This window comes from Ochrobactrum sp. SFR4 (assembly GCF_019730395.1).
GTDB lineage: Bacteria > Pseudomonadota > Alphaproteobacteria > Rhizobiales > Rhizobiaceae > Pseudochrobactrum.
In genome coordinates, this window is the sequence record NZ_JAAPBB010000619.1 from 1 (window position 1) to 294 (window position 294).

The 294-nt window shown below is 49.0% G+C and carries 1 protein-coding gene; it reads right to left on the reverse strand.

All coding sequences use genetic code 11. The annotated features are described in order from the left end of the window. Positions 1-72 precede the first annotated feature (72 nt). The coding region (locus HBA93_RS20520) for an ABC transporter ATP-binding protein C-terminal domain-containing protein (protein WP_502910159.1) at positions 73-294 on the reverse strand (222 nt) is incomplete at its 5' end.

Below are 294 nucleotides of genomic sequence, written 5' to 3' on the forward strand. Positions count from 1 at the left end.
TTTAAAATTAAGCAAAGAATGCAAAGAGTTCGGAAGCTTTTGGGGCTCCTGAAATAAGATGATTCTTCAGCTTTAAAGCGTAAACTGGTCACCCAGATACAATCTGCGCACATCCGGATTGGCGACGATTTCTTTCGGACGACCATGGGTCAGCACCTGACCGGCATGAATAATATAGGCGCGATCAATCAGCCCCAGTGTTTCACGCACATTGTGGTCAGTGATCAGCACGCCGATACCACGGCTGGTCAGATGGCGCACAAGCTGCTGAATATCCGCAACCGCAATCGGATC